Source organism: Leptotrichia sp. oral taxon 218 (assembly GCF_018128225.1).
In the GTDB taxonomy this organism is placed as follows: Bacteria; Fusobacteriota; Fusobacteriia; order Fusobacteriales; family Leptotrichiaceae; genus Leptotrichia.
Map to the genome: position 1 here is coordinate 767,571 of NZ_CP072377.1, position 19,590 is coordinate 787,160.

General features: G+C 29.7%; 19 protein-coding genes and 1 pseudogene. 18 read left to right on the forward strand and 2 right to left on the reverse strand.

Annotation, left to right across the window (positions count from 1 at the left end):
- Nucleotides 1–24 precede the first annotated feature (24 nt).
- From J5A73_RS03610 to J5A73_RS03665, 12 genes are all read left to right on the forward strand, one after another.
- Nucleotides 25–696, forward strand: a complete 672-nt coding sequence (locus J5A73_RS03610; protein ID WP_211616706.1) for a uracil-DNA glycosylase — start codon at nt 25–27, stop codon at nt 694–696.
- A 25-nt stretch (nt 697–721) separates the two neighbouring features.
- A complete protein-coding gene (locus J5A73_RS03615) occupies nt 722–1,285 on the forward strand; it encodes a GNAT family N-acetyltransferase (RefSeq protein ID WP_211616708.1) in 564 nt (187 codons plus the stop codon).
- A gap of 45 nt (nt 1,286–1,330) precedes the next feature.
- Nucleotides 1,331–2,464 (forward strand): PLP-dependent aspartate aminotransferase family protein, encoded by a 1,134-nt coding sequence (locus tag J5A73_RS03620; protein ID WP_211616710.1) that lies wholly within the window; start codon nt 1,331–1,333, stop codon nt 2,462–2,464.
- Nucleotides 2,465–2,479: 15 nt separating this feature from the next.
- Nucleotides 2,480–3,148 (forward strand): thermonuclease family protein, encoded by a 669-nt coding sequence (locus tag J5A73_RS03625; RefSeq protein ID WP_211616712.1) that lies wholly within the window; start codon nt 2,480–2,482, stop codon nt 3,146–3,148.
- Nucleotides 3,149–3,268: 120 nt separating this feature from the next.
- Nucleotides 3,269–4,552, forward strand: coding sequence for a GTPase ObgE (gene obgE, locus J5A73_RS03630; protein WP_211616714.1), 1,284 nt, complete (start codon nt 3,269–3,271; stop codon nt 4,550–4,552).
- A 117-nt stretch (nt 4,553–4,669) separates the two neighbouring features.
- Nucleotides 4,670–5,587 carry a tRNA (adenosine(37)-N6)-dimethylallyltransferase MiaA gene (miaA, locus tag J5A73_RS03635; protein ID WP_211617276.1) on the forward strand — a complete coding sequence of 306 codons (918 nt, stop codon included), beginning with the start codon at nt 4,670–4,672 and terminating at the stop codon, nt 5,585–5,587.
- A gap of 52 nt (nt 5,588–5,639) precedes the next feature.
- Complete coding sequence (locus tag J5A73_RS03640; protein WP_211616716.1) at nt 5,640–6,089, forward strand: PTS sugar transporter subunit IIA; 450 nt, start codon at nt 5,640–5,642, stop codon at nt 6,087–6,089.
- Nucleotides 6,090–6,302: 213 nt separating this feature from the next.
- On the forward strand, nt 6,303–6,692 hold the full coding sequence (locus tag J5A73_RS03645) for an adhesion protein FadA (RefSeq protein WP_211616718.1): 390 nt from the start codon (nt 6,303–6,305) through the stop codon (nt 6,690–6,692).
- Nucleotides 6,693–6,699: 7 nt separating this feature from the next.
- Nucleotides 6,700–7,134 (forward strand): hypothetical protein, encoded by a 435-nt coding sequence (locus J5A73_RS03650; protein ID WP_249069380.1) that lies wholly within the window; start codon nt 6,700–6,702, stop codon nt 7,132–7,134.
- 64 nt (nt 7,135–7,198) lie between these two features.
- A complete protein-coding gene (locus tag J5A73_RS03655) occupies nt 7,199–7,630 on the forward strand; it encodes an FAD-I family protein (RefSeq protein ID WP_211616720.1) in 432 nt (143 codons plus the stop codon).
- 48 nt (nt 7,631–7,678) lie between these two features.
- Nucleotides 7,679–7,891 (forward strand): hypothetical protein, encoded by a 213-nt coding sequence (locus J5A73_RS03660; RefSeq protein WP_211616723.1) that lies wholly within the window; start codon nt 7,679–7,681, stop codon nt 7,889–7,891.
- Nucleotides 7,849–8,421 carry an OmpA family protein gene (locus J5A73_RS03665; RefSeq protein ID WP_211616725.1) on the forward strand — a complete coding sequence of 191 codons (573 nt, stop codon included), beginning with the start codon at nt 7,849–7,851 and terminating at the stop codon, nt 8,419–8,421. Before J5A73_RS03660 ends, J5A73_RS03665 begins: the two co-directional genes overlap by 43 nt.
- A 155-nt stretch (nt 8,422–8,576) precedes the next feature.
- Here J5A73_RS03665 and malQ read toward each other — a convergent pair whose 3' ends face one another.
- On the reverse strand, nt 8,577–10,067 hold the full coding sequence (gene malQ, locus J5A73_RS03670) for a 4-alpha-glucanotransferase (protein ID WP_211616727.1): 1,491 nt from the start codon (nt 10,065–10,067) through the stop codon (nt 8,577–8,579).
- A gap of 209 nt (nt 10,068–10,276) precedes the next feature.
- On the opposite strand from malQ, the gene J5A73_RS03675 reads away from it, so the two are divergent.
- The 3 genes and pseudogenes from J5A73_RS03675 to J5A73_RS03685 all read left to right on the forward strand — a co-directional run bounded on the left by J5A73_RS03675 (nt 10,277) and on the right by J5A73_RS03685 (nt 13,624).
- Nucleotides 10,277–11,068, forward strand: coding sequence for an endonuclease/exonuclease/phosphatase family protein (locus J5A73_RS03675; protein WP_211616728.1), 792 nt, complete (start codon nt 10,277–10,279; stop codon nt 11,066–11,068).
- 135 nt (nt 11,069–11,203) lie between these two features.
- Nucleotides 11,204–12,801: pseudogene (locus tag J5A73_RS03680) on the forward strand (alpha-glucoside-specific PTS transporter subunit IIBC).
- A gap of 211 nt (nt 12,802–13,012) precedes the next feature.
- A complete protein-coding gene (locus J5A73_RS03685) occupies nt 13,013–13,624 on the forward strand; it encodes a DJ-1/PfpI family protein (protein ID WP_211616730.1) in 612 nt (203 codons plus the stop codon).
- Between the two features lie 52 nt (nt 13,625–13,676).
- On the opposite strand, the gene J5A73_RS03690 is transcribed toward J5A73_RS03685, so the two are convergent.
- On the reverse strand, nt 13,677–14,384 hold the full coding sequence (locus tag J5A73_RS03690; protein WP_211616732.1) for a GntR family transcriptional regulator: 708 nt from the start codon (nt 14,382–14,384) through the stop codon (nt 13,677–13,679).
- Between the two features lie 206 nt (nt 14,385–14,590).
- Between J5A73_RS03690 and J5A73_RS03695 the strand changes: the two genes are divergently transcribed.
- The 3 genes from J5A73_RS03695 to J5A73_RS03705 all read left to right on the forward strand — a co-directional run bounded on the left by J5A73_RS03695 (nt 14,591) and on the right by J5A73_RS03705 (nt 19,416).
- Nucleotides 14,591–15,913, forward strand: a complete 1,323-nt coding sequence (locus J5A73_RS03695) for a 6-phospho-alpha-glucosidase (RefSeq protein ID WP_211616734.1) — start codon at nt 14,591–14,593, stop codon at nt 15,911–15,913.
- A 296-nt stretch (nt 15,914–16,209) separates the two neighbouring features.
- Nucleotides 16,210–17,952, forward strand: coding sequence for an alpha-glucosidase (locus tag J5A73_RS03700; RefSeq protein ID WP_211616737.1), 1,743 nt, complete (start codon nt 16,210–16,212; stop codon nt 17,950–17,952).
- A 366-nt stretch (nt 17,953–18,318) separates the two neighbouring features.
- A complete protein-coding gene (locus J5A73_RS03705) occupies nt 18,319–19,416 on the forward strand; it encodes a hypothetical protein (RefSeq protein WP_211616739.1) in 1,098 nt (365 codons plus the stop codon).
- The last annotated feature ends 174 nt before the right edge of the window (nt 19,417–19,590 follow it).

The following is a 19,590-nucleotide window of genomic DNA, read 5'->3' on the forward strand; positions in this document are numbered from 1 at the left end:
CTGAAAACTGAAAAGAGGAAAAATATGGTAAATATTGAAAATGACTGGGATGAAATTTTTAGTTATCACAAGGAATTTAAAAAAGATTATTACAGAAAAATGAGAAAATTTTTGGTGTCAGAATACAAGACAAAGACAATTTATCCAAAACCTGAAGAAATTTTTACAGCTTTTAAACTTACAAGCTACGAAGACTGCAAAGTGGTAATACTTGGGCAAGATCCTTATCATGGGGAAAATCAGGCGCATGGACTGGCTTTTTCTGTAAAAAAGGGAGTTTTGCTGCCACCTTCGCTAAAAAATATTTATAAAGAGATTAGTGATGAATATGGTTACAAAATGAGTAATAGCGGCTATTTGGAAAAATGGGCAAGACAAGGGGTTCTGCTTTTAAATACAGCTTTGACGGTTGTTGCAAAAAAAGCTAATTCTCATTCAAAAATTGGCTGGGAAATTTTTACAGACAATGTGATAAGTTACTTAAATGAAAGGGAAGATCCTATTATATTTATTTTATGGGGAAATAATGCAAAAAGCAAGAAAAAACTTATAGATTCTAGTAGGCATTATATTTTGGAAAGTTCTCATCCAAGTCCATTGTCAGCAAATCGTGGATTTTTTGGCTGCGGACATTTTAAAAAAGTTAATCAAATTTTGAAAAAATTAGGGAAAAAAGAGATTGACTGGCAAATATAGTTTTTTTGGAAAGGAGAAAAACTAAATGAATTTTAGAAAATCAGAGCTAAAAGATGTCACGAGAATTTTAGAAATTATTGAGATGGCAAAAGTTGAACTAAAAAGAATGGGGCTAAATCAGTGGCAAAACGGATATCCAAATATTAAATCGATTGAAAATGACATAAAAAAAGGAATAAGTTATGTTCTAGAAATTCAAATTGATGGAAAAAATAAAATTGTGGCGACAATAGCACTCTCGCCTGAAAAAGAGGCACCGTATAGCAAAATTGATGGAAAATGGATAACTTGCGGTGATTATACGGTAATTCATCGAATTGCGGTTGATAAAGATATAAAGAATCAAGGAATTGCTACAAAACTTTTGGAATTTTCACAAGATGTTTGCTTAAAAAATAATATTTTTAGTTTGAGGGCGGATACACATGAAAATAATGAACCAATGAAAAGAATTTTAGAAAAACAGGGATTTGAATATTGTGGAGTCATATTTTTGGATAGAGAGCCAGATGTTGGTGCTAAAAGAATTGCATTTGAGAAAATTTTGCGAAAAAAACCTGTTATAAGTGAAATCAGAAAAAAAATATAATATAGAATTTAAAATAAAAAAATAAAGAAAGTGAGCTGAGTTAATATGAAATTTGAAACTAAGACAATACATGGAATTAAAGAAGAAAAAAAGAAAGAACTTTGGGCAACAAATCTAAATTTTGCTTCAACTTTTCCAGTTGAAAAATTTGGAGTGACACAGGAATTTGAATATTCAAGAGTGTCAGCACCGACTAGAAGCCAATTGGAAAAATTACTTGCAAATTTGGAAGGTGGAAAATATGGATATGCTTTTTCATCTGGAATGGCGACAACGACTTCAGTTTTTACAATGTTTGAAGCTGGAGACCATATAGTTTTGGGACAAGATATTTATGGTGGAACTTACAGAATTTTGAACGATGTTTATTCAAAATTTGGAGTTGAATCTACATTTGTTGATACAACTGATTTGGAAAATATAAGAAAAGCGATAAAGCCAAATACAAAAGCAATTCTTATTGAAACACCGTCAAATCCTTTATTAGATGTAACTGACATAAGAGAAGTTGTAAAACTTGCAAAAGAACATAATTTAATTACAATTGTTGACAACACATTTATGACACCGTATTTGCAAAGACCGCTTGAACTTGGAGTTGACATTGTAATTCACAGCGCAACTAAGTTTTTATCTGGACATCACGATTTACTTGCGGGAGTGGCAGTTACAAATGATGAAAAATTAGCAGAAAAAATTCAATTTGCACAAACTGCAGCAGGAGCACTAATTTCTCCATTTGACAGCTGGTTACTTATGAGAAGTCTTAAAACACTTAAATTGAGAGTGGAAGCTGCACAAAAAAATACAGAAAAATTAATTGAATTTTTTCAAAGTCACGATGCGGTTGATAAAATTTATTATCCGACTTTGGATACAAATAAAGGTAAAAAAATTCATGAAAGTCAAGCAACTGGTGGCGGAGCAGTATTTTCATTCACTTTGAAAGACGATTCAAAAGTAAAGACATTTTTTGAAAGTTTAAATGTTGCATTATTTGCGGCAAGTCTTGGTGGAGCTGAAACATTGGTAACTCACCCAAGCACAATTACTCACGCTGAAATGCCTGAAGAAGAAAAAGAAGCCAGAGGATTCACACATTCGTTAATTAGAATTGCAGTTGGATTTGAAAATATTGATGATTTAATTGCAGACTTTAAACAAGCGTTGGAAAAATAGAGAAATAGGAGAAAAATGGCTAAAAAAATTGACGATGGAAAATCTCAGATAATATTAATTGCAGCAGTTGTTGTAATTACAATGTTTATGCTCTTTGGAATGTTTAATAAAAATGGAAAAAGAGTTGAAAATAACGATAAAAAAAATAATGCTGAAATTTTCAAAAATAAAAAAACTAAAGAAAGAAAAGTAGCAAATCCTGAAATTTCTGATGGATACCAAGTTTTAAAAGTTAGTGATGGAGATACAATCAGTATTCAAAAAGTTGACAACGGAAAATTTGTTGGCGAAATATTGAAAATTAGAATGTATGGAATGGATGCTCCTGAAAAATCGCAAGATTACGGTCCTGAAAGTAGACAAGCGTTGGAAAAATTAGTGGCTGGGAAGACTTTGAGCATAGAAATAAAAAATAAGGACAGATATGGCAGAACAGTTGCAATTGTTTACGCAAATGAGACAAATGTAAATGAAGAGATGGTGAAAACAGGAAACGCTTGGTGGTATCAGGAATATGCAAAAAAAGATACACAGTTTGAAGAATATCAAAAAAATGCAATGAAAAAAAAATTGGGATTATTTTCAAGAAAGGGTTATATTGAACCTTGGGTTTATAGAAAAAATAAAAAAGAAAATAATAGTTCAGTAAAAACAAGAACAAAAATAAAAATAAAAAGAAAGTAAAAATAAAAATAAAAAAATTAAAGTAAATAAAAAAGAGCATAGAAAATAAAGAAAAGAAATAAAAAAGATAACAAAAAAATAGCGAAAATATAGAAATAGAAGAAAAGGATGATAAAATAGATGTTTATTGATGAAAGTGTAATTACAGTAATTTCTGGAAAAGGAGGAGATGGAGCGGCTACTTTTAGACGAGAAAAGTTTGTCCAATTCGGTGGTCCTGATGGTGGAGACGGCGGAAAAGGAGGAGATATTGTCTTTTTTGCAGATCCGAATATCAATACATTGGTCGACTTTAAAAGCAGCAAAAAATTTAAGGCTCAAGATGGGCAAAAGGGAATGCCATCTCGTGCAACGGGAAAATCCGGAGAAGATTTGATCATAAAAGTTCCAGTTGGGACGATGATTAGAGATTTTGAAACAAATAGACTTTTACTTGATTTAAGTAGTCCTAATGAAAAAGTGGTGTTTTTAAAAGGAGGAGATGGAGGTCGTGGAAATATTCACTTTAAATCTTCAGTAACAAAAGCGCCAAAAATTGCTCAAAGTGGAAGAGAAGGAATTGAGCTGAAAATAAAAATGGAGCTAAAAATGTTAGCTGACATAGCTTTAGTAGGTTATCCAAGTGTTGGGAAATCAAGTTTTATAAACAAAGTTTCAAAAGCAAAATCAAAAGTTGCAAGTTATCATTTTACAACTCTAAAACCTAAATTGGGAGTTGTCAGAATGGGAGATGAAGAAAGTTTTGTGATAGCTGATGTGCCAGGATTGATTGAAGGTGCTCATGAAGGAGTGGGACTTGGAGATAGATTTTTGCGACATATTGAAAGATGTAAAGCGATTATTCACATTGTTGATATTTCTGGAATTGATGGAAGAGATCCAAAAGAAGATTTTTTGAAAATAAATGAAGAATTAAAAAATTATAGCAAAAAATTGTCACAAAAAAAACAAATTGTTGTGGCAAATAAAATTGATATGCTATATGAAGATGAAAAATATGATGAATTTGAAAAATTTGTGAAAGAAAATGGAGCTGAATTCGTGTATCCGATTTCGGTTATTGCGAACGATGGGATAAAGCCAGTTTTATCTAAAGCTTGGGAATTGATTCAAGCTATACCTAGAGAGCCGTTGGAAGAAGTGGAATCAGTTGAAGATTTATTAAGTGAAATTAATCAAAAAGACGATTGGGAAATTAAGCAAACTGGTGAAAATGCATTTGAAGTGGATGGACGAATTGTCGATGATGTGCTTAAAAAATATGTGTTTATCGGTGAAGAAGGAATTATTAGCTTTTTACAAAAAATGCGAAGTTTGGGAATGGAAACTGAACTTGAAAAAGCAGGTGTAAAAGAAGGAGATACAATACTTATCGCTGGATATGAATTTGAATATGTAATTTAAAAAATGAAAAGTGGAGGAATTAAAAAATAAGAAAAAAATAAAAAGATAAAAAAATAAAAAAATAAAAAAAGATAAAAAGATAAAAAGAAAGAATGGAAAGAAATTGGGGTGAAAAAAATTTTAAAGGGAATTGTAATAGCAGGACCTACTGGAGTTGGTAAAACAGATTTGTCGATAAAGTTGGCAAAAGAGATAAATAGTGAAATTATTTCTGCAGACGCTTCACAAATTTATAAAGATCTGAATATCGGGACAGCTAAGATAACTTTATCTGAAATGCGGGAAATTAAACACTACATGATTGATATTGTCAATCCTGACAGTGATTATTCAGTTGGAGATTTTGAAAAAGAAGTAAATAAAATTTTATTTGAAAAAGAAAATAGTTTTGGGACTAAAAGTAAAAATATTATGCTTGTCGGTGGAACGGGGCTTTATATAAAGTCTGTGACCGATGGATTTGCTGATTTACCTGCAAAAAATGAAAATATTAGAAGAGAGCTTGACAAAAAGTCTCTTGAAGAACTACAGAAAATTTTAAAAGATTTGGATGAAAAGGCTTGGAGTGAAATTGATTTATCTAATAAATTGAGATTGGTTAGGGCAATAGAAGTTTGTCGCTTGACTGGCGAAAAATTTAGTGAGTTGAGATTGAAAAATAAAAAAAATAATAATTATAAATTTTTGAAAATTTTTTTGACTCGAAACCGTGATGAATTATATGAAAGAATCAATTTACGAGTGGAAATTATGATAAAAAATGGGCTTGTCGAAGAGGCAAAAAAAGTATATAATAAGTACAGGGAAAATCTTTATAAAATATCTTCGATAGGTTACAAAGAATTATTTTTGTATTTTGAAAATAAAATAAGTTTTGACGAAGCTGTTGAATTAATAAAAAAAGAGAGTAGAAATTATGCGAAGCGACAACTCACTTGGTTTAGAAAAGAAAAAGATTATATCATTTACAATTTTTCTGAAATGTCTGAGAGCAAAATTATAAAAGATATTTTAAAAAGATGGAAAAATTTTTAACAAAATAAGTTTTAAGAAAGGAGAAAGACCAAAATTTTGGTCTTATAAAAAAATGGAAATCTTGGAATACTTATCAAAAAACAGAATAAAAATGAATTTAGAAGGAAGAAGCAAAGCGGAAGTTATCAAAGAAATGGCACAAGTTTTTGTAAAAGATGGAATTTTGAGCGCTGATGATTTAGACGAATTTATTTCTTCAATTTATGAAAGAGAAAAATTATCTCCAACAGGAATGCAAGATGGTGTTGCAATTCCACACGCAAGAACACATTTAGTAAAAAAAATGTCTTTGGCACTTGGAATTTCTAAAACTGGAGTTGATTTCGACAGTATGGACGATGAACCTTCAAAATTAATATTTATGATAGCTGCACCAGAAAATGCAAAAGGAGAGCATTTAGATTTACTTGCAGAAATTGCAAAATTGAGTTTTGAAGAAGAACTTGTAGAAAAAATAGAATCTGTGGAAACAGTTGAAGAAGTTCTAAATTTGTTAAAATAACAAAATAATTATTATTTTTTTATTAAAAAAGAATAGAAAATGCATAGAATCCCTTTATTTAAAGGGGTTTTATTTTCTTAAAAATAAATTATAAAGATATTGTATTTTTAAAAAATATTTGGTATAATAATATAGAGTGATGAAACAGAGTTTATATTAATCATGCTTTGGAGTGGAAAGTATTGATTCAAATAAAAAAGTAGGAGGAAACAAATGAAAAAAATAGTATTCTTATTAATGGGAATAATGATGGTTTCAGCAATGAGTTTCTCTGCAGAACAAAAGAGTAGTATAGAAAGTAGCTTGAATTCTATTGAATCTCAATTTAATAATTTAATGAAAAAAGAAGCTGCGCAAAAAGAAGCATATGAAAAACAAATTGCACAGTTACAATCTGAATTAGATGCATTAAAATTGAAAAAAGAAGGAAGAGATAAAACTGCAGAAAAATTAAGACAAGATTCTGAAGTAAGATGGCACAGAGATAAATATAAAAACATTTTGAGAGAATTTGACCAATATACAAAAAATATCGACAAAATGATTGCAGAAAAAGAAAAGAAAATTAATGAGCTAGAAGCACTTTTATCAATTATGAACTAATCAAAAAATGAAAGGAATGGTAATGAAAATGAAAAAAAACAGTAAATTATTATTGTTCGGTGTAGTAATAGCATCCTCTTTACCAATGTTTGGGAAAAGTGCACAAAGTGTAATAAGAGATGCAAGAAATGATTATTATGACAGTTTAAAACCAGAAAAAACTGATAGAGCGAAATCGATGATTGAATATTATGATGGAAGTTTAACGGAAGAAGAAGAAGTTTATCATAAACCTCAAACTAGACTTGAAAAATTGGAATATAATTCTGAAAGAGCAAAAGACAGAGTAGATTTTTACCAAAGAGTTGTAAGAAGTGTTCAAAGAGAAGAACAAGAATTAGGTAGTTTCAATGAAATTATTGGGAAAAAAGATTCTTTAAAAAAACAAAAATCTATTAAGAAAAATTCAGGAAAAAAAATAAAAGTTAATAAAGTAAAATAATTAAAGTGAAATGTTTAGTTAAATAATTAATTTAGTAATTTTACTTTAATAGAAGGGAAAAAAAATGAAAAAAATATTAGGGATGTTAGCAGTTTTAATGTTAGCTAGTCAATTCTCATTTGCAGCAAAATCTTCAAATACTGACGCTGCAATTCAAAGATTAGTAAAAGTTGCAAAACAAAGACAAGCTGCTCGTGAAAGAGGAGAAGTAATAGTAAATGAGCAACCCGTTGTTGTTGAAACTGAAACAGTTACTACTGTACCAGCAAAAAAAGTAAAACCAGTAAAATCAGTTAAAAAAGATACAACTAACAGAAGATTTAAATCAAACGGAAGAAATATGTCTGAAAGTGAACAAATGAATCGTGAAGTTCAAAGAATTAGTAAAAGAGTTGACGAAATTAATAACAATATAGAAAAATTTCATAAAACTAATGAATTGTTAGATCAAATGGAAGAAAGATTGGATGCAATCCAAGATAGAATTGGAAACTAAAAAATTTAGATTTTAAAATTTATTCGTAGAAAGGGAAAGGACAAAAGTATGAAAAAATTAATATTATTAGCATTAGGATTAGGAGCATTGTCATGTACAAATGCTAGATTGGTAGATTATAATACAGACAGATTAGATACTATCGAAGATTATTTAAAAGCTAACAAGCCATACCCAGGAAGCAAAGAATATAAATCTCTTGAAAAGGAGGCTGAATCATGGTCAAATCAACAACAACAAGAACAGCCAAATCAACAATAATTGCTGTAATCGCTCTTCTAATGTTGTCAGCACCAGTGATGGCGAGAAGATTGACTACAACTCAAATGAGAGAAAATACAATAAGAATTAATGCTCTTGAGTTAGAAAAAGTAATCGAACAAGCAAAAGATGAAGGAATTATCGATGAAAATGAAGGAGATATAGTATTTAATTCTGGTAAATTGAACTTTGATTTTGATAAATCAGTAGTTAAAGAAAGATACTATGAATTATTGAGAAACTTAAGAGACTATGTTGAACAAAAGAACTTAAGAGTAGTAATTATTGGACATACAGATTCAAAAGGATCTGACGAATATAATATGAAACTTGGAATGAGAAGAGCAGTAGCGGTTAGAGACAAATTGTTAGAATTTGGAATGGATCCTTCTAGAATTATAGGAGTTGAATCAAAAGGTGAAAGTGAACCAATTGATACAAATGAAACAGAAGAAGGAAGATTTGAAAATAGAAGAATTCAATTTAAAATTGAAGGAGCAGAACCAGTTATAGTTCAACCACAACAATAAAATTAATATAAAAATAAAATTACCTTTTATGTTATGTTATCGTTTATCATAAAGGGTAATTTTTTTGTAGAAAAAGATACATAAGAAAAAAATAAATACTTCTAAAATTATTATTAAACTTTAGAAGTATTTTTTTATAAAAATTTATTTTAAAATTATCTTGAATAAGTTTTTGTTAATTTTGCAATATTTTGTGCTAGTTCGTCTGTCAATTGATTTGGTTTTAATCTCCATTGCCAGTTTCCAGATGCAAGTCCTGGCGTATTTATACGAGCATAGCTTCCAAGTCCTAAAAAGTCTTGAATTGGTGCAATTGCGATATTTGCAACTGAACTCCAAGCTCCTCTTATAGCGTCCCAGTGTATATTTGCATCATTTGTTGAATTTAAATAATCTCTTGCAAATTGTCTGTCTTCTTCTTTTGCTTTTTCAAACCATCCAACGATTGTGTCGTTGTCGTGAGTACCTGTATAGACAACGCAGTTTTTATCATATGTGTGTGGCAAGTAGTCATTTTCTTCAGCTGAATCAAATGCAAATCCTAAAATTTTCATTCCTGGGAAACCAGAAGCATTTCTTAAATCAATAACTCCTTGTGTCATTGTTCCTAAATCTTCGGCAATTATAGGTAAATCTCCAAGTTCATTTTTAATGGCGTTAAATAAGTCCATTCTAGGACCTGGACACCAAGTACCATTCTGTGCAGTTTTATCTCCATAAGGAACAGCCCAGTATTCATCAAATCCTCTGAAGTGATCGATTCTTATTATATCACAAGTTGTAAGATTAGATTTTACTCTATCGATCCACCATTTGTAGTTAGTTTCTTTCAATTTTTGCCAGTCGTATAAAGGATTTCCCCAAAGTTGTCCTGTAGCACTGAAATAATCAGGCGGAACTCCTGCCACTTTAACTGGTTTTTTATCTTTGTCAAATAAGAAAATATCAGTATTTGCCCAAGTGTCAGCACTGTCAGCAGCAACAAATATTGGAATATCTCCGATGATTTTAATTCCGTTTTCGTTTGCGTATCTTTTTACAGCTTCCCATTGTGAGAAGAATAAAAATTGAATGAAATTATGATATTCAATGTCGTCAGAAAGTTCGTTTCTATATCTCTCCATAGCTTGTGGTTCTCTGTTTTTAATATCTTCTTGCCATTCGTTCCAAGAAAGTCCACCAAAATGGTTTTTTAACGAAATGTAAAGGCTGTAGTCGTTTAACCATTCAGCATTTTTAACTTTAAATTCTTCAAATTTTTCTCTTAATTGGTCATTTTGATTAACTTTATAGTTTTCGTAAGCTTTTCTAAGTAGTGGATATTTACTGTTGTAAATAGCTCCATAATCTACAAATTCTTCGTTTTCTCCAAAATTTATATTTTCAAGATCGTTTCCTGAAAGTAAATTTTGTTCGATTAATAAATCAAAATCAATTAAGTAAGGATTTCCTGCAAATGAAGAAAAACATTGATAAGGCGAATCTCCGTAACCTGTAGGTCCAAGTGGAAAAATTTGCCAAAGTTTTTGATTAGATTTTTTCAAAAAATCTACAAAATTAAAAGCTTCTCTTCCAAGTGTTCCAATTCCATATTTTCCTGGAAGTGAAGTTGGGTGTAATAAAATCCCAGAACTTCTTTTAAACATAGTAGCCTCCTAAAATTTTTTATTAAAAAATATATTTTTGTAAAATCTATATTACTTTAAATATACTATATTTTTTTTAAAAAGTCAACTTATCCGTAAAAGTTATTAAAAAAAATTATACTTATCCGAATATCTTGACTATATAAAAAAAATGTTGTAATATTAAAGTGTAAAATAATTAACAAAAATAAAAAATAGGAGGCAGTGGAATGAAATTATTGACAATCAACACACATGCGTGGTTGGAAGAAAATCAAGATGAGAAGATGGAAATTTTGGCAAAGACGATTGCTGAAAAGCAGTATGATGTAATCGCTATGCAAGAAGTGAATCAGCTTATGAATAGTCCAGTTATTTACGATGGAATTCGAAACGATAATTACGGATGGAAATTGCTGGAAAAGCTGGAAAAGTACACAGATACTGATTATTATTATCATTGGAGCAATTCTCACATCGGTTTTGGGAAATATGACGAAGGAGTGGCAATTATTACAAAGCATCCAATAAAAGATGAGGATGAGTTTTATTGCACTTTTTCGCAATCTGTCAGAGTTATTAATGCAAGAAGGATTGTAAGTATAACTTTGGATTACGAAGGACAAGAAATAGAGTTTTACAGTTGTCATATGAATTTGCCAAATTGTGAAACAGAAGATATGGGAGAAAATATTCAGACAATTTTAAAAAGAACGAAAAATGATAATTTAAAATTTTTGATGGGAGATTTTAACACAGATGCGATACATAATCAAGAAGCTTATCAAAATATAATAAATCAAGGATTATTCGATACTTATGAATTAGCTGAAAAAAAAGATAGTGGAATAACAGTCAATAAAAAAATTGATGGTTGGGCAACTAGCGGTTCTGAAAAAAGACTAGATTATATTTTTTCAAATAAAAAAGTAAAAGTTTTAGAAAGTAAAGTTATTTTTAATGGAGAAAATAAAGGAGTTGTTTCAGATCACTTTGGTTTGGAAGTGAAAATAGAGTTATAAAAGCTTCATTTTGGTAAAAGATAAAAAAAAATTTAAAAAGTTTTCCGTAAATGTCTTGACAAATGAAAATTATGAGGTATAACTAATGTGTAAAACAAATTTTAATTTATAAATATTTTTAGGAGGTACTCAATCATGATGAAAAAAATTCAACGGTTCGGTGGAGCAATGATGGCGCCAGTTCTATTATTCGCATTCACAGGGATAGTCGTAGGAATAGCATCACTATTTACGAATCCACAAGTAATGGGTTCAATTGCAAATGAAGGGACAAACTGGTATAAATTCTGGTTTGTGATAAGTGAAGGTGGTTGGACAGTATTTAGACAAATGCCATTATTGTTCGCAATCGGATTGCCAATCAGCCTTGCGAATAAAACAAATGCAAGAGCATGTTTGGAAGCGTTTGCTTTATATACAACTTATAATTATTTTGTAGCTGCAATGCTTGCACAATGGAGCTTCTTTGGTGTTGACATGAGTCAAGAAGCTGGAGGAACAAGTGGACTTGCAGTAATTGCTGGAGTAAAAACACTAGATACAAACTTATTTGGTGCAATTATAATTTCTGCAATAGTAGTTTATTTACATAATAAATATTTTGATAAAAAGTTACCAGACTTTTTAGGAGTATTTCAAGGAACAGTATTTGTTTATATTATTGGTTTCTTAGTAATGATTCCATGTGCTTTCATAACTGCACTTTGCTGGCCAAAAGTTCAAATTGGAATTAACAACTTGCAACAATTATTAAAAGTTTCAGGACCAATTGGAGTATGGATTTACACATTCCTTGAAAGAGCATTGATTCCAACAGGATTGCATCACTTTGTATATACACCATTTATATTCGGACCAGCAGCAGTTCCAGGTGGAATTCAAACTTACTGGGTTCAACATATAAGTCAATTTGCTCAATCTACAAAACCTTTAAAAGAAATGTTCCCACAAGGTGGATTTGCATTACACGGTAACTCAAAAATCTTTGGTTCAGTAGGTATCGCACTTGCAATGTATTCAACTGCTAAACCTGAAAACAAGAAAAAAGTAGCAGGATTGTTATTACCAGTTTTTATTAACTGCAATAGTTTCAGGAATTACAGAACCACTTGAATTTACATTCTTATTTATAGCACCAGTATTATTTGGATTACACGCAGTATTAGCTGCAACAATGTCAACATTGATGTATATGTTCGGAGTTGTAGGAAACTTCGGTGGAGGATTCTTAGACTTTATGTTCTTAAACTGGATTCCAATGTTTAAAAACCATAGTGGAACAGTAATTACTCAAATTGTAATTGGATTAATCTTTACATGTATTTACTTCGTATTATTCAGATTCTTAATTTTAAAAATGGATTTAAAAACTCCAGGTAGAGAAGATGAAGATGAAGAAATGAAACTTTATACAAAAGCTGACTATAGAGCTAAACATGGTGAAGGTGGAGCACAAGGTGCAGCTGCCGCAGCTGGTGGAGATGAATATGCTCAAAAAGGTGCAATCATTCTTGAAGCATTAGGTGGAAGAGAAAATATTGAAGAACTTAATAACTGTGCAACTAGACTTAGAGTAAGTGTAAAAGATGCAAGTAAATTATTACCAGATGCAGCGTTTTAAAGCAGCAGGAGCTCATGGTGTAGTTAGAAAAGGAACAGCTATTCAAGTAATCATCGGATTGTCAGTACCTCAAGTAAGAGAAAGAATTGAAGACATGATGAAAAAAGGGTAAAAATAAAATTTGATAAATAATAAATAATTGAAATTAAATTTTATAAAAAAATTAAGAAAGAATTTTCAAAAGTTAAAAATTTTAAATTTTTAAAATACAAAACTTGAGAAAGTTCTTTCTTTTATATAAAATTATGTTATTTAGCGAGGGATTCTGATTTCTTATTGTTAAATAAAATAAATAGAATTTTTTAATAATTAAAGGAGATAAAATGAAAAATATAGTTTTTGTAATTTTAGATGAATTTGCAGATTGGGAAGCAGCTTTTTTATCTTCAGCATTGAATGATAAGAATATAACAAAAAATTATACAACTAACTTTGCTTCAATTGATAAAAATTTAAAAAAGTCAATGGGAAATTTAAAAGTGTTACCTGATTTGACATTGAAAGAGATTGATGAAAATGATGTAGATGGATTAGTTTTAATTGGTGGGAGAACTTGGAGAAGTCAAACAGAAGAAACAAATAATAAGATCGTTGAGCTTGTGAAAAAATTTAAAAATAATCCTAATAAAGTTGTAGGTGCTATTTGTGATGCTGCATATTTTCTTGCGACAAATGGATTATTGAATGATCGAAAACATACAGTAAATAGCTTTGATGAAATAAAAGATAATTCGAATTATACGAATGCTAAAAATTTTGTGGAGATGGAGTCAGTGATTGATGGAAACTTGATAACTGCGAAAGGGGATAGTCCTGTACATTTTGCTAAAAATGTGATGATGGCGTTAGGTGATATTCCCGAAAAAAATGTAAATTTATTTTTTGATATTTATACGATTGGATTTGTTAAAGCATTTGAAAAATTTTCAAAATAAAAGAAAAAGAGGTTGCTTCAAAAATGATATAACCTCTTTTTTTGTATAAAAATTATCTTTTTGCAATAGCGGTAAAAGTAAATTTCTCAGGATGATGAATTATTGTTTCATACTGAAAAAGTGTTCCATTTGATAAATAGGCATGAGTTTCAATAACAACAACCATATTTATATCTTTTAATTTGAGATATTTTTGTTCTTCTGGAGTGATCTTTCTGAAATTAATATCTCTTCGAGAATAACCGATCTTTAATTTCAAATCCTTTTCCAAATATTCATATATCGACTTTTTGGCAATCTCTTCATTCAAAAAAGGTACAATTTTTCTGTCAAAAAAACTTGTGGAATAATTTAAAACTTCCCCATTTAAGGAATTTGTACGGACAACTTTGTAGAAATCAGCGCTTTCAGAAACTTGAAATTCTTTCATTAATTTTTTATCTCCCTGAACAATATATAAGCTGATTAAGTCGGTTTCAAGATTAATATTTTGAAGTTTATTGAGTTCCTGCACAGTTTGAATTGAAGTCAGAGAAATATTTTCCAAATTTTTTTTCTCCAGTACAATTGATTTTTTTCCCTTCACTTTTTGAATAAAACCTTCAGTTTCCAGCATAGAAAGAGCCTTTCTTACAGTAAGTTTAGAAAAATTATAATCTTTTGCCAAGTCATCTTCTTTTTTTAAAAAATCTCCTGATTTAATAATACCATTTTTAATTTTCTCCTTTATATCATAATATACTTTTTCATATTTAGTCATTTGTATAAACCTTTCATATCATTTTTATATATTATACAATAAATTGCTTTAAATAACAACTAAAACAAAAGATTTATATAATAATTATAAAAATTTTAAAAGATTTATATAAACCTATTGACTTTTTTAAAAAATATGTTATAATTAATATTGAAATAAGAAAAGAAAAAAATATATGATTAATAAATTATAGGAGATGATTAATTATGAAAAAATTTTCAATCGTAGTAGCTGGTGGAGGGAGTACATTTACTCCAGGAATTGTTTTGATGTTGTTAGAAAACTTGGATAAATTTCCAATTAGACAGATTAAATTTTATGATAATGACGCTGAAAGACAAGAAGTTATTGCAAAAGCGTGTGACATTATAATAAAAGAAAAAGCACCTGATATTAATTTTGTTTATACAACTGATCCCGAAACAGCATTTACAGATGTTGACTTTGTTATGGCACATATAAGAGTTGGAAAATATGCAATGCGTGAAAAAGATGAAAAAATACCTTTGAAACACGGAGTATTAGGACAAGAAACTTGTGGACCAGGAGGAATCGCTTATGGAATGCGTTCAATTGGTGGAGTTATTGAATTAGTTGATTATATGGAAAAATATTCGCCAAATGCTTGGATGTTGAACTACTCAAATCCTGCGGCAATTGTAGCAGAAGCAACTAGAAGATTGCGTCCAAATTCTAAAATATTGAATATTTGCGATATGCCAATTGGAATTGAAATAAGAATGGCTGAAATGCTTGGATTGAAATCAAGAAAAGATATGGTAATCAGATACTTTGGATTGAATCACTTTGGTTGGTGGACAGACATTAGAGATAAACATGGAAAAGACTTAATGCCTGAATTAAAAGAAAAAGTTGCAAAAATAGGGTATAATGTAGAAATTGAAGGAGAAAATACAGAAGCAAGCTGGAATGATACATTTACAAAAGCAAGAGATGTATTTGCAGTTGACCCTACAACATTACCAAACACATACTTAAAATACTACTTATTCCCTGACTATGTGGTAGAGCATTCAAACCCTAACCACACAAGAGCAAATGAAGTAATGGAAGGAAGGGAAAAATTCGTATTTGGTGAATGTAGAGCAATCGCTGAAAAAGGAACTGCAAAAGATAGTAAACTTCATGTAGACGATCATGCTTCATACATAGTTGACTTGGCAAGAGCAATTGCTTATGATACAAAAGAAAGAATGTTATTAATCGTAGAAAATGACGGAGCAATCTCAAACTTTGATTCAACTGCAATGGTTGAAGTACCTTGTATAGTAGGTTCAAACGGACCTGAAAAAATTGTTCAAGGTAAAATTCCTCAATTCCAAAAAGGTTTAATGGAACAACAAGTTTCTGTTGAAAAATTAACAGTAGAAGCATGGATTGAAGGTTCATACCAAAAATTATGGCAGGCAATTACATTGTCAAGAACTGTGCCAAGTGCATCTGTTGCAAAAGCTATTTTGGATGACTTGATTGAGGCTAATAAAGATTTCTGGCCAGTTTTGAAATAACAGATTTGAAATAAATAATTTTTAGTGCTTGAAATGTTAATTAATTATGATATAATTATTTAAAAAAATAACCATTCAGCATGGTATAGTAAAATAAATTGCAAAAATAAAGGCACTGCTATTGAAGTAGTGTCTTTTTTTTTGATATAATTACTTATAAATTATTTTTTATTAATCAGTTGTAAAAATAAATTTTTAAAGGTTAAATAATGTCAATGTTCATTAACCAAAAAAGAAAAAAGTTATATTAATAAAAGTTTATAAATTGTTTATAAATTAAATATGAAGGAGAAAAAATGGATATAAAAAAATTAGATAAAAAATGGTGGAAAAAAGAAGTTGGATATCAAATTTATCCAAGAAGTTTTTATGATAGTAATAACGATGGAATTGGAGATTTGAATGGAATTACAGAGAAATTAGATTATTTGAAGAATTTAGGAATAACGCTTATTTGGGTTTGTCCAATTTTTAAGTCGCCAATGGATGACAATGGATATGATATTTCAGATTATTATGATGTGAATCCTGAATTCGGGACAAAGGAAGATTTGGAAAAATTGATTGCAGAGGCCGAAAAAAGAGGGATAAAAGTAATTTTAGATTTGGTAATTAATCATACTTCTGATGAGCACGAGTGGTTTTTGGAAGCATTGAAAAATCCTGAAAGCAAGTACAGAAATTACTATATTTTCAAAAGAGGAGAAAATGGATTGCCACCAACAAACTGGAGATCACATTTTGGAGGTTCTGCTTGGGAAAAAGTTGAAGGAGAAGCTGATGAAAATGGAAATGAAATGTACTATTTGCATTTATTTACAAAAAAACAGCCTGACTTAAATTGGGAAAATCCTGAAGTTAGGAAAGAGCTTTACAAAATGGTAAATTATTGGCTTGAAAAGGGAATTGCTGGATTTAGAGTTGATGCGATTAATTCGATAAAAAAAGATGCAAGATATTTGGATTTGCCAGTTGATGGAGCGGATGGAATGGCACACAATGTGGAATATACTTTGAATCAGCCTGGAATTGAAGAGTTTTTAAGAGAATTGGCAAAAGAAACTTTCAAAAAATATAATGCGATGACTGTTGCGGAAACTCCAATGCTTGAGTATGAAAGATACAATGATTTCATTGGAGATGATGGATTTTTTACAATGATTTTTGATTTTAGCTATACGGATTTAGATATGACAAAAGGCGGATTTTATTATTCATTGAGAGATATTCCAACAATAGAGCTTAGGGATGCTATTTTTGAAAGTCAACTGACTCAGCAAAAATATGGATGGGGAGCACCATTCTTTGAAAATCACGATTTGCCAAGAAGTTTGAATAAATTTTTTGGTGAAAAAGCGAATGAAACAAATGCAAAATTGTTAGCAAATGTATTTTTCTTTTTGCGAGGAACACCGTTTATTTATCAAGGTCAAGAAATTGGGATGGATAATTTTGTGAGAAATGATATTTCTGAATTTGATGATATTGCAAGTAAAGACCAATATCAACGGGCATTAGGAGAAGGATTTTCATCTGAAGAAGCATTATATTTTGTAAATAAACAAAGCCGTGACAATTCAAGAACACCTATGCAATGGGATAACAGCAAAAACGCTGGTTTTTCAAAAGATGAAAACTCAAAATCATGGATAAAATTAACAGGAAGCCAAGCCACAACAAATGTAGCAGACCAAATAAATGACAAAGATTCAATTTTTTCACATTACAAAAAAATGATTGATTTGAGACAAAATGGGAAATATTCAGATTGCTTGACTTTTGGTGATTTTATTTCTGTTCCGTTGGAGAATGAAAAAATTATTGCTTATGTGAGAAAATATAAAAATCAAAAAGTTCTTTGTATTAGTAATTTTTCTGAGTTGAAACAAGAAGTTAAATTGAGTGAAATTGCAAAAGCTCTTGGAGAAAAAGAAATTAAAATTGGAGAAATTTTGATTAATAATTTTGATGGGTTTGAAAAAGATGGAGAGAAAGTTGTTTTTGAAGGGTTTCAAAGTTTGTTAGTTGAGATTTTATAAAAAATATGGACTGCACCAAAAATTTATTTATAATTAAAGTGGTGTAGTTTTTTTTATTTATATTTAAACTAAACTTTATTTAAAAAATAGAAATTGTACTTTATATTGCTTGTTAATAAAAGGTCTTGAACCATTGAAAAAATTTATAATTACTTCACCTTCTTTCAAAAATTTTTACAACATGTCCTATGTTTTAACTTTTTATGAAAAAATTTTCCGTTTTTTTGATGTTTTTCAAAAATAATGCAAAAAACGAAATAATAATTTAATTAATTTTAATTATTTTGTAATTAAAATCAAATTCGGGGGGGGGGGTATAATATAAATATAAATTTTTATTTTAGTTTTAGATGGAGGAAATAATATATGAAAAAAGGAAAAACAGAACTTGAAAAGATGCAGGACAAAGTACAAAAAATGGTTGTTAGAGTAAATGAAAAAATAACTATATTGGGAGAACATTTAGGTATTTTAAACACAACATTAACGAATATTCAAGAAGAATTTGATAAAGTTCAAAATATACCAAATGAAGAAAAAATACGGTATGAAGAATTAAAACAAATTAGATTAAATTGGAAAAATCAAGTTGATGAGATAATAAAAAAATATGAAGAAATAAAGAATAAAGATGCTACTGCTGCTGGAGTTGCGGGAGTTGGAATTGGAGCTGGTGTTGCCGTTGCTGCTTTGGGTCCTGGTGTAGCTATGGGTATTGCTACCACATTTGGTGTTGCTTCAACAGGAACTGCTATATCTGCTTTGAGTGGTGCTGCGGCTATGAATGCAGGTTTGGCATGGATTGGAGGAGGTGCACTTGCAGCAGGTGGAGGTGGAATGGCTGCTGGGGAAGCATTTCTTGCTTTAATGGGGCCTATTGGATTGGCTATTGCAGGAGTTGGAGTTATAGCAGGGGGACTTTTATTTTGGAAAAATAAAAATGATCAAAAATGTCTTGAAAATTTATTTATAAGGATTAGTAACCGTGATTTGAAATCTTTTGAATTAGCAATAAATGAATTAGATGATCGTATTAAACAAATTGACAATGGAAATATAGAATTAAAAGTTGCTATTAGAGTTATACCAAATTTAGGGTTAGATTATAATAAAATGACAGAAGAACAACAGCAGGAACTTAAAAAGTATATTCATTTAATGGCATTATGCACTCAGTTATTGGTAAATCCTATAAAGGAATTACAGCCTAAATATACAAATGAAGATCTTGATGAATATATAAAAAGAAAATATAGCGCATGGTATAGTTCGTCTGAAAAAAGATCAATTATTGCTCTGGCAAATCTTTTATACAAGATTAATACCAATGAGATAGAGAAAAAATTGTTATGGAAATCATTAAGAGATAATAAAGAGTTTCTGAAATCGATAGATGTAACTAAAGAAGATTTTAAAATTAATATTTTTGATATTGTATCAAAAGTACTAAACTTTAAATACTGATATGCTAAATAATATTCTTAATTGTGTGCATAAAAATTTTGTGTAAATAGAATAGAAAAGTATTGAATTTAATGGATTTATCTATTAGTCTACACAAAATTATGAACACACTTAGTAAAAATTTTATATATGCGAAATAAAACTGCCTGTTGTTTTTAAAATCAAGAATATCAG

Coding starts and splice junctions, on each gene's coding strand:
- J5A73_RS03610 (WP_211616706.1), top strand. CDS start 25: ATGGTAAATATTGAAAATGACTGGGATGAAATTTTTAGTTATCACAAG.
- J5A73_RS03615 (WP_211616708.1), top strand. CDS start 722: ATGAATTTTAGAAAATCAGAGCTAAAAGATGTCACGAGAATTTTAGAA.
- J5A73_RS03620 (WP_211616710.1), top strand. CDS start 1,331: ATGAAATTTGAAACTAAGACAATACATGGAATTAAAGAAGAAAAAAAG.
- J5A73_RS03625 (WP_211616712.1), top strand. CDS start 2,480: ATGGCTAAAAAAATTGACGATGGAAAATCTCAGATAATATTAATTGCA.
- obgE (WP_211616714.1), top strand. CDS start 3,269: ATGTTTATTGATGAAAGTGTAATTACAGTAATTTCTGGAAAAGGAGGA.
- J5A73_RS03640 (WP_211616716.1), top strand. CDS start 5,640: ATGGAAATCTTGGAATACTTATCAAAAAACAGAATAAAAATGAATTTA.
- J5A73_RS03645 (WP_211616718.1), top strand. CDS start 6,303: ATGAAAAAAATAGTATTCTTATTAATGGGAATAATGATGGTTTCAGCA.
- J5A73_RS03650 (WP_249069380.1), top strand. CDS start 6,700: ATGAAAGGAATGGTAATGAAAATGAAAAAAAACAGTAAATTATTATTG.
- J5A73_RS03655 (WP_211616720.1), top strand. CDS start 7,199: ATGAAAAAAATATTAGGGATGTTAGCAGTTTTAATGTTAGCTAGTCAA.
- J5A73_RS03660 (WP_211616723.1), top strand. CDS start 7,679: ATGAAAAAATTAATATTATTAGCATTAGGATTAGGAGCATTGTCATGT.
- J5A73_RS03665 (WP_211616725.1), top strand. CDS start 7,849: ATGGTCAAATCAACAACAACAAGAACAGCCAAATCAACAATAATTGCT.
- malQ (WP_211616727.1), bottom strand. CDS start 10,067: ATGTTTAAAAGAAGTTCTGGGATTTTATTACACCCAACTTCACTTCCA.
- J5A73_RS03675 (WP_211616728.1), top strand. CDS start 10,277: ATGAAATTATTGACAATCAACACACATGCGTGGTTGGAAGAAAATCAA.
- J5A73_RS03685 (WP_211616730.1), top strand. CDS start 13,013: ATGAAAAATATAGTTTTTGTAATTTTAGATGAATTTGCAGATTGGGAA.
- J5A73_RS03690 (WP_211616732.1), bottom strand. CDS start 14,384: ATGACTAAATATGAAAAAGTATATTATGATATAAAGGAGAAAATTAAA.
- J5A73_RS03695 (WP_211616734.1), top strand. CDS start 14,591: ATGAAAAAATTTTCAATCGTAGTAGCTGGTGGAGGGAGTACATTTACT.
- J5A73_RS03700 (WP_211616737.1), top strand. CDS start 16,210: ATGGATATAAAAAAATTAGATAAAAAATGGTGGAAAAAAGAAGTTGGA.
- J5A73_RS03705 (WP_211616739.1), top strand. CDS start 18,319: ATGAAAAAAGGAAAAACAGAACTTGAAAAGATGCAGGACAAAGTACAA.